Source organism: Streptomyces sp. enrichment culture, assembly GCF_964273255.1.
GTDB lineage: Bacteria > Actinomycetota > Actinomycetes > Streptomycetales > Streptomycetaceae > Streptomyces.
In genome coordinates this window covers 1650489-1662108 of record NZ_OZ186835.1, presented here as the reverse complement: position 1 = coordinate 1662108, position 11620 = coordinate 1650489, and the positions used below count along the sequence as shown (strand labels likewise).

Genomic DNA, 11620 nt, shown 5'->3' with positions numbered 1-11620 from the left:
GCGGGTGGGGCGACCAGCCGGTTCGGGGCGGCGGGCCAGGGGGTACGTAACCGTCAGTGCACCCCGGTACGCTTCAGACATGAGTGCTGTTCCTCGTCCCGAGAAGCCTGCGGGTCGGTTCCGGCGCATGCTCGACCGCCTCTCCTCCTCGCAGGAGGAGCTGGAGTCGGAGGAGCTGCGCGAGGACGCCGAGATCGCCGGCTGCACGCGGATAGGAGACTGCCAGGACCGGCAGATCGTCACGGTTACTGGTACCTTGCGCACGGTCACGCTCCGCCCGCGGGCGGGCGTCCCGGCCCTGGAGGCCGAGCTGTTCGACGGCTCCGCCGCACTGGCCGTGGTGTGGCTCGGCAGGCGCTCCATCATGGGGATAGAACCGGGACGCAAGCTGATCGCATCGGGCCGGATCTCGATGAGCCGGGGCCGCCGGGTGCTGTTCAACCCGAAATACGAACTGAGACCCCTGGGACGGGAGTAGCCGGTGACGTCGCTCGACAAGCCGACAACCGAAGACACATCCGCGGACGACGCCCGGGCGGTGACCGAAGCCGCCCTGTTCGAGGCGTTCGGCGGGGTGCGGGGCATGGTCGAGACGGTGCTGCCCGGGCTCCTCTTCGTCAGCATCTACACGATCAACAAGGACCTGCACATGTCGGCGATCGCGGCGCTCGCCGTGTCGCTGGTCCTGGTCGTGGTCCGGCTGGCCATGAAGGACACCGTCAAGCACGCCTTCAGCGGCGTCTTCGGCGTGGGCTTCGGTGTCGTCTTCGCGATGATGACCGGCAACGCCAAGGACTTCTACCTGCCGGGCATGCTCTACACGCTGGGCCTCGCCCTGGCGTACATCATCACGGCCATGGCGGGCGTGCCGCTGATCGGCCTGATGCTCGGGCCGATCTTCCGGGAGAACCTCTCCTGGCGCACCCGCAACCCCGGCCGCAGGAAGGCGTACACCAAGGCCAGCTACGCCTGGGGACTCATCCTCCTCGGCAAGAGCGCGATCCTCTTCCCGCTCTACTGGTGGGCGGACACGACCCAGCTCGGCTGGGTGCTGGTGGCGCTGAAGATCCCGCCGTTCCTGCTCGCCGTGTACCTGACGTGGGTGTTCCTGGCCAAGGCGCCCCCGCCCATCGACGTGTTCGCGGAGATGGAGGCGGAGGAACGCGCCGAGAAGGAACGCGAAGCGGCCCGGGCCGCCGGGACGACGGAAACGGCCGGGCCCGCAGCCGCCGGACCGACGGACGTCGGCAGCGCCACGACCACGGGACGGCACCGCAGGAGCTCGTAGGCCCCGCGGCACCCGTTACCGGTCCTCGTGAGGGGCGCCGGAGACCTGATGGATCTGGTCTTCTCCGGCGCCCCTCACGCGTGTCACGTCACGGGGCGGTCGGCAACGGCCGGGGCAACGGACGGCCGTGTTCCGCGCGGCCCTGCCGTCCGTCCTACTGCCGCGCGTCGCCCTTGCGCACCGACAGCAGGTCCTCCAACTGCTCCTCACGGGCCTGGGCGGCCACGAACAGCAGCTCGTCGCCCACCTCCAGGGAGTCCTCCCGGGTCGGCGTCAGCACCCGGGTGCCGCGGATGATCGTGACCAGTGAGGTGTCCTGGGGCCACTGCACGTCGCCCACCTGCGTGCCGGCCAGCGCGGACTCCTCCGGCAGGGTCAGCTCGACGAGGTTGGCGTCGCCGTGGCTGAAGCGCAGCAGCCGGACCAGGTCGCCGACACTGACCGCCTCCTCCACCAGGGCCGACATCAGACGCGGGGTGGAGACGGCGACGTCCACGCCCCACGACTCGTTGAACAGCCACTCGTTCTTCGGGTTGTTCACCCGGGCCACGACCCGCGGCACCCCGTACTCCGTCTTGGCGAGCAGGGACACCACCAGGTTGACCTTGTCGTCACCGGTGGCGGCGATGACCACGTTGCAGCGCTGGAGCGCGGCCTCGTCCAGGGACGTGATCTCGCAGGCGTCGGCCAGCAGCCACTCCGCCTGCGGCACCCGCTCGACCGAGATCGCGGTGGGCGTCTTGTCGATCAGCAGGACCTCGTGGCCGTTCTCCAGCAGTTCGCCCGCGATGGAACGGCCGACCGCCCCGGCCCCGGCAATGGCGACCCTCATCAGTGACCGCCCTCCTCGTCGGGTCCCTTGGCGAACGCCGCCTCGACCCGGTCGATCTCGTCGGTGCGCATCATCACGTGCACCAGGTCGCCCTCCTGCAGCACCGTCTGCGAGGTGGGCAGTATGGCCTCGCCGAGCCGCGTCAGGAAGGCCACGCGCACCCCGGTCTGGTCCTGCAGCCTGCTGATCCGGTGTCCCACCCACGCCGGGGAGGTGTGCACCTCGGCGAGCTGCACCCCGCCGGTGGGGTCACGCCACAGCGGCTCGGCGCCGGACGGCAGCAGCCGGCGCAGCATCTGGTCGGCGGTCCAGCGGACGGTCGCCACGGTGGGGATGCCGAGGCGCTGGTAGACCTCCGCGCGGCGGGGGTCGTAGATGCGGGCGGCGACGTTCTCGATGCCGAACATCTCGCGGGCCACCCGCGCCGCGATGATGTTGGAGTTGTCACCGCTGGAGACGGCGGCGAACGCCCCGGCGTCCTCGATGCCGGCCTCGCGCAGGGTGTCCTGGTCGAAGCCGATCCCGGTGACCCGGCGCCCGCCGAAGGCGGAGCCCAGGCGGCGGAAGGCGGTGGGGTCCTGGTCGACCACGGCGACCGTGTGGCCCTGTTCCTCCAGGGTCTGGGCCAGGGCGGAGCCCACCCTTCCGCAGCCCATGATGACGATATGCATTACCTCACACCGCGCTTCCCGCAGGCCGTTCGGCCTCCATGACTCTGGTGCTCATGTCCCTCTTTCGGCTCGCCAGGCAACACGTCCCGGCCCGGAGTCCGGACCGCAGGGCAACATCATGCCGGGGGATCGGGATCCTGACGCCCTCCGGGGCGCGGCCCGTCGGGTCGGGCGCCCCACGGCGTCGAAGAGCGCCCCTCGGGCCCGCACGTCCAACGTAGCCCTCGGGGCGGGGACCGCCGAACCGGGCGGCGGAACCGGCGGGTGGTGCGGACGCGCTGCCGGCCACCGGGCGGGCGTGGGCCGGGCTGTCGGCCCGGCGACGGTTTTCCACAGCGGTCGACAGGTGCCCGGGAGCCCGACAAGATCGACGGGTCGGCCACGCCGGCGTCCGGGCACCGGGCGACGGGGGCGGGCGACGGCACGGGGCGACGACGTGGAAGCACCGGAGAGGACGACCGGGCCGCCGTACCACCAGACCGGCCGACCGGGCCGCACCACCAGGCGGCCGACTGGCCGGGCGAACGCCGGCCGGGCGAAGGCGGGCCGGGCGACGGCACCGGGCGTGGGTGGCCGGACACAGCAACAGGGGGAGCGACATGACCACCGATATGACCACCGGAGTGGCCACCGAAGGGGCCACCGAAGGGGCCACCGACATGACCGTCCACGAGACCACCGGCATCGACGTGCTCGTGCTGGGCGGCGCGGGGGTGGACACCATCGTGCACGTGCCCGAACTGCCGCTGCCGTTCGCCGACAGCCACATGATCCGCCCGGGCATCGTCACCCGGGCCGGGCAGAGCGGGGACTTCGTGGCTCTCGGCACCAGCGCCCTGGGCCTGCGCACCCACCACCTCGACCTGATCGGCGACGATCCGGAGGGCGACCTCGTCCGTGCGCTGCACCGCGACCACGGCATCGCGCTCACCGCCGTTCCGCAGCCCCGCGGCACCAAGCGCGCGGTCAACCTCGTCGACCCGGACGGACGGCGCCTGTCCCTGTACGACGCGACCCGCTGGGCCGAGACGGACCGGCTCCCCGAGGAGACGGTCCGCGACCTGGCCGCCGCCAGTCGGCACGTCCACGTCGTCATCACCCAGCCCTGCGCCGACGCCCTGCCCGTGCTGCGGGAGACGGGCGTGACCCTCTCGACCGACCTGCACGACTGGGACGGCAGAAACCCGTACCACGAGCCGTTCGCCCTCGCCGCGGACATCGTCTTCCTGTCCGCCGCCGCGCTGCCCGACCCGGAGGCGACCATGCGTGACATCGTCCGCCGAGGACGGGCCCGCGTGGTGGTCGTCACCGCGGGTGCGGAGGGAGCGTACGTTCTGGCCGACGGCTCGGTGACTCACGTCCCCGCCGTGACACCCCCCGAGCCGGTCGTCGACTCCAACGGCGCCGGCGACGCGTTCGCCGCCGGGTTCCTGTACGGACGGCTGCGCGGCGAACCCGTGCTCCGCTGCGCCCGCTACGGCGCGGTGGCGGGCGCCCACGCCTGCACGGTGCCCGCCACCCGGGCCGACAGCATCGGCCGGGAGGAACTGCTCGCCCGCGCCTCCTCGGCGGAGCCGGTCAGCGGCGGCTGATGCTGCGCACGCTGGCCAGGGCCAGCAGGCCCACGCCGACGAGGGCGGCGACGGCGCCGATCAGTTCTGCGGTCGCGTGCATGGGACCTACCTCCATGGGGCGGCGTGGGCCGGAGACGAGGAGAAGGAAGGGGTGCTGTGGGGTTGCCGGCCCCGCCGGACGTGCCGGGCGGAGGACCTCCGGAACCCTCGCCCGGCCCCGGGGACGGGCTTAGTCATATAGGCATGGAAGCCCCGGGACCGGCACCATCCATGCCCGCCGCCCGGCCAGAGTTCACTCGGAGAGCAGACGGCTTCCGAACGGCAAGCGGACGGCCGGCGGAGGCCGCGCGGAGAAAGGGTGGTGGCTGGGCGGCCCGGGGCGCGACGGCCTACGATGCTCTGTTGTGTCCAAACTGACCGACGTGCCCAAACGCATTCTCATCGGGCGCGCACTGCGCAGCGACCGGCTGGGGGAAACGCTTCTGCCGAAGCGTGTGGCACTCCCCGTCTTCGCTTCCGACCCGCTGTCCTCCGTGGCGTACGCGCCCGGCGAGGTCCTGCTGGTCCTCTCCATCGCGGGCCTGTCGGCCTACCACTTCAGCCCCTGGATCGCCGCCGCGATCGTCGTGCTGATGGTCACCGTCGTCGCCTCCTACCGGCAGAACGTCCGGGAGTACCCCAGCGGCGGCGGCGACTACGAGGTCGCCACCACCAACCTCGGCCCGCGCGCCGGACTCACCGTGGCGAGCGCCCTGCTCGTCGACTACGTCCTCACCGTCGCCGTGTCGATCTCCGCCGGCGTCGAGAACCTGGGCGCCGCGATCCCGTTCGTGGTGGAGAACAAGGTGGCCTGCGCGGTCGGTGTGATCGTGCTGCTGACGCTCATGAACCTGCGCGGCGTCCGGGAATCGGGCACCCTCTTCGCGATCCCCACCTACGTCTTCGTCTTCGGCGTCGTCACCATGATCGCCTGGGGCGCGTTCCGGAGCCTGGTGCTCGGCGACGACATGCGCGCGCCCACCGCGGACTTCGAGATCCGGCCCGAGGAACCCGGCCTGGCCGGCTTCGCCCTGATCTTCCTCCTGCTGCGCGCCTTCTCCTCCGGCTGCGCGGCGCTCACCGGCGTCGAGGCGATCTCCAACGGCGTCCCCGCCTTCCGCAGGCCGAAGGCGCGGAACGCGGCCACCACGCTCGCCCTGATGGGCCTGCTCGCCGTCACCATGTTCTGCGGGATCATCGCGCTCGCCTCGGCCACCGACGTCCGGATGGCCGAGAACCCGGCGACGGACCTGGTCCTCGACGGTGTCCCGCTCGGCCCCGGCTACGTCCAGGACCCGGTGATCTCCCAGGTCGCCGAAGCCGTCTTCGGACACGGCAGCGTCCTGTTCATGATGCTGGCCGCCGCCACCGCCCTGGTCCTCTTCCTCGCGGCGAACACCGCCTACAACGGCTTCCCGCTGCTCGGTTCGATCCTCGCCCAGGACCGCTACCTCCCCCGCCAGCTCCACACCCGCGGTGACCGCCTGGCCTTCTCCAACGGCATCGTGCTGCTCGCCGCCGCCGCCGGACTGCTGGTCTGGGCCTACGGGGCCGACTCGACCCGGCTGATCCAGCTCTACATCGTCGGCGTGTTCGTGTCCTTCACCCTGAGCCAGATCGGCATGGTCCGGCACTGGAACCGCCTGCTCACCGCCGAGCGGGACCGGACCCGGCGCCGTCACATGATCCGCTCGCGGGCCATCAACGCCTTCGGCGCCTTCTTCACCGGGCTGGTCCTGGTCGTCGTGCTCAGCACCAAGTTCACCCACGGGGCCTGGGTCGCGCTGCTCGGCATGTGCATCTTCTACGCGACGATGACCGCGATCCGCCGCCACTACGACCGCGTCGCCGAGGAGATCGCCGCACCGGAGACGCCGGGCGACGACATGGTGCGCCCCTCCCGGGTCCACTCCGTCGTCCTCATCTCCAAGATCCACCGGCCCGCCCTGCGCGCCCTCGCCTACGCCAAGCTGATGCGCTCCGACAGCCTCGAGGCGCTCAGCGTCAACGTCGACGCGGCGGAGACCAAGGCGCTGCGCGACGAATGGGAACGGCGCGGCATCGAGATCCCCCTCAAGGTGCTCGACTCGCCGTACCGGGAGGTCACCCGGCCCGTGATCGAGTACGTCAAGGGACTGCGCAAGGAGTCCCCCCGCGACGTCGTCTCCGTGATCATCCCCGAGTACGTCGTCGGCCACTGGTACGAGCACCTGCTGCACAACCAGAGCGCCCTGCGGCTCAAGGGCCGCCTGCTGTTCACCCCGGGCGTCATGGTGACGTCCGTGCCGTACCAGCTCCAGTCCTCCGAGGCCGCCCGGCGGCGCGCCCGCAAGCGGCAGAACTGGAGCGCGCCGGGTGCGGTGCGCCGCGGTCCGGCGGAGCGGGCGAAGGACACCTCCCGGCACCCGTAGACTGGTGGGCTGTTGTCGCGGACCGACCGGCCCGCCGCCCGCTCTCGATGTTGTGGAGTCACCCCGCCATGCAGGCAGAACCGAGGAAATCACTGGTGGGGGAGGAGTACGAGGTCGAGATCGGCCCCGTCGCCCACGGCGGCCACTGCATCGCCCGTACGTCCGAGGGGCAGGTGCTGTTCGTCCGGCACGCGCTGCCCGGGGAACGCGTCGTCGCCCGCGTCACCGAGGGCGAGGAGGGCGCCCGCTTCCTGCGCGCCGACGCCGTGACGATCCTGGACGCCTCCAAGGACCGGATCGACGCCCCCTGCCCGTTCGCCGGCCCCGGCCGCTGCGGCGGCTGCGACTGGCAGCACGCCAAGCCCGGAGCGCAGCGCCGCCTCAAGGGCGAGGTCGTCGCCGAGCAGCTGCAACGCCTTGCCGGGCTCACCCCGGAGGAGGCCGGCTGGGACGGCACCGTGATGCCCGCCGAGGGTGACAAGGTCCCCGCCGGCCAGGTCCCGTCGTGGCGCACGCGCGTGCAGTACGCGGTCACCGCCGACGGCCGCGCGGGACTGCGCCGGCACCGCTCGCACGAGGTCGAGCCGATCGACCACTGCATGATCGCCGCCGACGGCGTCAGCGAACTCGGCATCGAGAAGCGGGACTGGACGGGCATGGACTCCGTCGAGGCGATCGCGGCCACCGGCTCCCAGGACCGCCAGGTCGTCCTCACCCCCAAGCCCGGCGCCCGCCTGCCCCTCGTCGAACTCGACCGCCCGGTCTCCGTCCTGCGCATCGACGAACGCTCCGGCCAGGTCCACCGCGTCCACGGCCGCCCCTTCGTCCGCGAACGCGCCGACGGCCGCACCCACCGCGTCGGCAACGGCGGCTTCTGGCAGGTCCACCCGAAGGCCGCCGACACCCTGGTCACCGCGGTCATGCAGGGCCTGCTGCCCCGCAAGGGCGACATGGCCCTCGACCTGTACTGCGGCGTCGGCCTCTTCGCGGGCGCCCTCGCCGACCGGGTCGGTGACGCGGGCGCGGTCCTCGGCATCGAAGCCACCAAGCGCGCGGTCGAGGACGCCCGCCACAACCTCGCCGACTTCCCCCGCGTCCGCATCGAGCAGGGCAAGGTCGAGTCCGTCCTGCCCCGCACCGGCATCACCGAGGTCGACCTCGTCGTCCTCGACCCGCCGCGCGCGGGCGCGGGCCGCAAGACGGTCGAGCACCTGTCCTCCCTGGGCGCCCGCAGAATCGCCTACGTCGCCTGCGACCCGGCGGCCCTGGCCCGCGACCTCGCGTACTTCCGCGAGGGCGGATACCGGGTGCGGACGCTGCGGGTGTTCGACCTGTTCCCGATGACGTCGCACGTGGAGTGCGTGGCGATTCTTGAGCCTGCCCAGAAGGGGCTCTGACCTGCGGTTTTATCGGGTTCTTCAGGTGTGCTCGACGGTGCTCGACCTGTTTTCCGAAGTTCACCGCGTGGAGAATGCTGCAGGTAGCCGCCACGTGGTTCACCTGCGGTTTCGCAGCGGGAGCGTGAGTCCAGAACACTCTGCTCAACTCCGTCAGAGACGGGTTCGGGAAATGTCCTGACGCTCGTTCGACGCTGTTCCTGAAGGAGTGTGAGGTGGTCTTCCTGTCCTCGCGATGCGTTCCCGCCTCGATCGAAGCCAGCACTCTGTCGAGCTGCTGGACCTCCACACGGGGCGGCAGGGCACGCCCATCTCCAGCAGATCCGGCGCCTTCACGGACGCCATAGTGGTACCTGTGGCCGGCGACGCCCGACGAGCCTACCCCGCCCGCGAGGCAGCGGCGAGGGCACCGCCGGAGTGAGGCGCCGGTGGGCCCATGAGCGCAGGACGCGCAGCCGGACACCACGCCGCTCCGCCTCCTGAAAGGCGTAGGCCGCCGCGTCCATGTCGGCGTCGCTCTCCAAGCCGAGCAGTACCTCGCGCTCGCCGTCACAGGGGTGGCCCCCGCGTATGACCATCAGCGGACCCTTCGTGTGCGCGGCCTTACGAGGGCATCACCGCAGCAGACTTCGCCTGAGGCGGCCACGGTCTGCGGAGTGACGAAGCTGCCCCTCGACGTGACCGCGGCGCACCGCGAGGCGACATCCCACCCCATCCACAGGCCTTGACGATTACTCCCTGCTTGTGAGCATTCTGCAGCCGAAGGACACGGCTGTCGTGAGCCGGGCGTGAGGTTGTGGGAATGCGGGAACCCACGAGGAGGCCAGTGGGTCTGACAGGTGAGAGCGCATCGCGACGTGAGGATGAACCGTGCCCTTCCCTGACATGCTGAACCACCTGGATTCGTGGCTGGAAGCCCACGCGCCAGACGAGTTCCGCACTCTTAACCCGCCCGCTACGGCGCGCAGATCAGTGAAGTCGCCGAGAACCGGTTCGACCTCCATCCGGAGTTGAGGCTCTGGCTCGCTCGCCACAACGGGGTGTCGACCTGGATGCGGCCGGGAGGGCCGGGGGGATGGCTGCCTGGTGGCCACTGTCCGCTGGACGCGGAGGGGATACGGCTTGGGCAGCGAGACATGGAACAGGAAGTGGCCTGGAGTCTGGAGGACGAGAGCGAGGAGTCCGTCGTCGGGACGACCGCGCATGTCCGGTGGGTCCCGCTGGCCAGGACGCTGTCGGGGGTGGAGCTTGTCGTCGACCATCGGGAGGGGCCGACCCAAGGGGCGGTCCTGGAGATCGACCAGGATGCGGAGTTGTGGGGCGTCGTCCGCTGGAAGAGCGTGGCGGAGATGGTCGAGGAGACGGTCGTGTGCCTGGAGACGGGACATCCTGTGGTGACCGCACTGGGCAAGGAGATCCGGGCCGAGTACGTCCGTGAGGACGACGGCACCTGGCAGCTGGTCTGGCACTGATACCGCAGAAGGGGAGACCGGTGGTGCCGGTCCCCCCTTCTGTCTGTTACGCAGGTGATGTCACATCAGGGCCTGACGATGCACACGTCCTCCGTGCCGCAGCCCTCGTACCCTGGTACCTCGATGTAGAACTCCCCTCCGTCTTGCACCCGCGCCTTGGTATAGAAGCCCGCCAGGTCCGCGGCCCGCGTCACCGTTCTGCTTGCCCGGCATCGAGGCCCGTCCGCAGATCTCCTTCCACGTGGGCGGGTCGTAGCGCTCGTCCTCGAAAAGCCGCCAAGTGCCGTCATCCTGCTTCTCGGCGTACAGCTGGACGCAGATGCCTCCGTTGACGACCGGCGTGGGGACGCCTCCGCTCTCCCGTGTTGCCGCGAAGGGGAACTCGTCGCACTGCACGCCCTTGGTGTCCGGCGTGGCGTCCGGATGGGCCGTCCATCTGCCGACGCCGGTCTTGTTGCAGACAGTGTCACGGTTGTGATCCTGCTGGACCTTGTCCATCAGGCGGTGCATCGGCTTGCCGTATTTCTTGCTGCCCGGATGGTCGGCCAGTTCCTCTCTCAGCACCCAGTAGTAGGCGGCCGCGGCCGGATACCGCTTGGTGTTGGTCTCGAACGTCGGTATGTGCTTGCCGAACACGCAGCCCGTCGAGTTGGGCACGGTGACGGCTCCGTCGCAGGTGACCTGGTCCCAGAAGGTCCACTGCGGCTTGATGGCCTGGACCGCGCCGGACGCCTCCGGCGCACTCGCCTTGAAGCTGAGGAACGTTCCCCGGTCGAAGTCCTGGACCGTGCCGGTCGTCGGCGTGGTCCAGGTGAACTTCTTGGTGGCCGACACCCAGTGCTTGTCCACGAGGGGAGCCCACGCGGTCACGCCGTCCCAGGTCCCGACGTAGCTCTCGTCACAGTCCGGTGCAGATCGCGTCCCAGTAGTCCAAGGAGACCGTGCCCAGGGCCGCGTCGATGGACAGCGGGCCCATGAACAGCCGCTGGTGGAAATCCTTCTTGTTCTCCACCACGAACTCCTCATGCACCAGGAAGGTTGCCGTGCCGATGGTCTTGCCGTCGACTGTCCACGTGACCAGGACCGCCAGCTTGTGACAGCCCTCACGGTGCGTGAGGGTGTAGCCGGCGACCGTGGGATCGTCGCACCAAGCCACCAAGGGGCCGTCGAGGTTCGCGGCCCGGTTGCGGGGCTGTTGCCAGGCGTCGGCGCCGTACTTCTTGACGTCCTAGTCGAGTTTGATGCACTGGCGTACGCCGTCGCGGCCCGTGTCGTAGCACTGCTCCTAGTTCGCGGCGAGGCCGATCACGCCATCGGGATTGGGCTGCTTCTGGCGGTCGGTGGCCTCGAACTCGGGGTCCGGGGCGTCGGGGTCGGCCTCCGGGATGATCATGTCGGGAACGAAGTCCCAGTCGCCGGGCCCGAACGCCACGGCGTCGAAGGCGATGTCCTCGTCCCCGGTACCGTCCGCGGTGAGGGTGGCGAGCCTGACCTCGGCACGATGCCCTTGGTGCGGTAGATGCCCAGCTTCACCCAGCGGATGCTGTCGCCGGGTTGGGAGACGGTCTTGCTGCGCCACCCGTTGCGGGTCTTGACCTCGTACTTGGCGAGCTTGGTCTGTGCGCCGTGGTCGGGCAGGTGGACCCAGACCCTGGCGTCCTTGTCGAGCTCCCGGGTCAGCTTCCAATTGCCGGTGATCTTCAGCCTCTGGCCCTTGGCGTCGTTCTGCCGGGTGTGGGACTGGAAAACGATCGGCTCTGGCCCGTAATCGGTGGTGACGAAGTGTGACTGCCTTCGTTGGTTTTCGGGCCTTGCGGCCCTCGTCGCCGAGGGCGTGACAGACGAGGGCGAGGTCATCCGGGTGTCTGCGCGAACCCGGGACGAGCCGGTGCCGTTCGGCCGAGATGGCAGCCCCACCCGCCGCCCCGACGGCCGC

General features: G+C 70.4%; 11 protein-coding genes. 6 read left to right on the top strand and 5 right to left on the bottom strand.

All coding sequences use genetic code 11. The features are described 5' to 3' along the window. Window positions 1-79 precede the first annotated feature (79 nt). A complete protein-coding gene (locus ACSU53_RS07095; protein WP_362096377.1) occupies window positions 80-478 on the top strand; it encodes an OB-fold nucleic acid binding domain-containing protein in 399 nt (132 codons plus the stop codon). Between the two features lie 3 nt (window positions 479-481). Continuing rightward, on the top strand, window positions 482-1288 hold the full coding sequence (locus ACSU53_RS07090; RefSeq protein ID WP_437025659.1) for a DUF3159 domain-containing protein: 807 nt from the start codon (window positions 482-484) through the stop codon (window positions 1286-1288). A 154-nt stretch (window positions 1289-1442) separates the two neighbouring features. Here ACSU53_RS07090 and ACSU53_RS07085 read toward each other — a convergent pair whose 3' ends face one another. Both ACSU53_RS07085 and ACSU53_RS07080 read right to left on the bottom strand, forming a co-directional pair. Continuing rightward, on the bottom strand, window positions 1443-2120 hold the full coding sequence (locus ACSU53_RS07085; RefSeq protein WP_362096383.1) for a potassium channel family protein: 678 nt from the start codon (window positions 2118-2120) through the stop codon (window positions 1443-1445). Then, window positions 2120-2791: a potassium channel family protein gene (locus ACSU53_RS07080; RefSeq protein ID WP_362096386.1), complete on the bottom strand. Its 672-nt coding sequence runs from the start codon at window positions 2789-2791 to the stop codon at window positions 2120-2122. The genes ACSU53_RS07085 and ACSU53_RS07080 overlap by 1 nt, the downstream gene beginning before the upstream one ends. Window positions 2792-3450: 659 nt before the next feature. On the opposite strand from ACSU53_RS07080, the gene ACSU53_RS07075 reads away from it, so the two are divergent. From ACSU53_RS07075 to ACSU53_RS07060, 4 genes are all read left to right on the top strand, one after another. After that, on the top strand, window positions 3451-4383 hold the full coding sequence (locus ACSU53_RS07075) for an adenosine kinase (protein ID WP_437033062.1): 933 nt from the start codon (window positions 3451-3453) through the stop codon (window positions 4381-4383). Between the two features lie 386 nt (window positions 4384-4769). After that, the gene (locus ACSU53_RS07070; protein WP_437025656.1) at window positions 4770-6815 is read left to right on the top strand and encodes an APC family permease; all 2046 of its coding nucleotides are present in this window, start codon (window positions 4770-4772) and stop codon (window positions 6813-6815) included. 68 nt (window positions 6816-6883) lie between these two features. Next, window positions 6884-8212, top strand: coding sequence for a class I SAM-dependent RNA methyltransferase (locus ACSU53_RS07065; RefSeq protein WP_437025654.1), 1329 nt, complete (start codon window positions 6884-6886; stop codon window positions 8210-8212). Window positions 8213-9348: 1136 nt separating this feature from the next. Next, window positions 9349-9684, top strand: coding sequence for a hypothetical protein (locus ACSU53_RS07060; RefSeq protein ID WP_437025653.1), 336 nt, complete (start codon window positions 9349-9351; stop codon window positions 9682-9684). 60 nt (window positions 9685-9744) lie between these two features. Here the strand turns inward: ACSU53_RS07060 and ACSU53_RS07055 are convergent, their stop codons facing one another. The 3 genes from ACSU53_RS07055 to ACSU53_RS07045 form a co-directional block, all read right to left on the bottom strand. Continuing rightward, complete coding sequence (locus ACSU53_RS07055) at window positions 9745-10554, bottom strand: hypothetical protein (RefSeq protein WP_437025651.1); 810 nt, start codon at window positions 10552-10554, stop codon at window positions 9745-9747. Between the two features lie 28 nt (window positions 10555-10582). Continuing rightward, window positions 10583-10843, bottom strand: coding sequence for a hypothetical protein (locus ACSU53_RS07050; protein WP_205077476.1), 261 nt, complete (start codon window positions 10841-10843; stop codon window positions 10583-10585). A 230-nt stretch (window positions 10844-11073) separates the two neighbouring features. Further along, on the bottom strand, window positions 11074-11541 hold the full coding sequence (locus ACSU53_RS07045) for a hypothetical protein (protein WP_384668897.1): 468 nt from the start codon (window positions 11539-11541) through the stop codon (window positions 11074-11076). Window positions 11542-11620: the final 79 nt, after the last annotated feature.

Excerpts from the sequence above, each read along its gene's own strand:
- ACSU53_RS07095 (WP_362096377.1), top strand. The coding sequence starts at position 80 with ATGAGTGCTGTTCCTCGTCCCGAGAAGCCTGCGGGTCGGTTCCGGCGC.
- ACSU53_RS07045 (WP_384668897.1), bottom strand. The coding sequence starts at position 11,541 with ATGACCTCGCCCTCGTCTGTCACGCCCTCGGCGACGAGGGCCGCAAGG.
- ACSU53_RS07080 (WP_362096386.1), bottom strand. The coding sequence starts at position 2,791 with ATGCATATCGTCATCATGGGCTGCGGAAGGGTGGGCTCCGCCCTGGCC.
- ACSU53_RS07060 (WP_437025653.1), top strand. The coding sequence starts at position 9,349 with ATGGAACAGGAAGTGGCCTGGAGTCTGGAGGACGAGAGCGAGGAGTCC.
- ACSU53_RS07065 (WP_437025654.1), top strand. The coding sequence starts at position 6,884 with ATGCAGGCAGAACCGAGGAAATCACTGGTGGGGGAGGAGTACGAGGTC.
- ACSU53_RS07085 (WP_362096383.1), bottom strand. The coding sequence starts at position 2,120 with ATGAGGGTCGCCATTGCCGGGGCCGGGGCGGTCGGCCGTTCCATCGCG.
- ACSU53_RS07075 (WP_437033062.1), top strand. The coding sequence starts at position 3,451 with ATGACCGTCCACGAGACCACCGGCATCGACGTGCTCGTGCTGGGCGGC.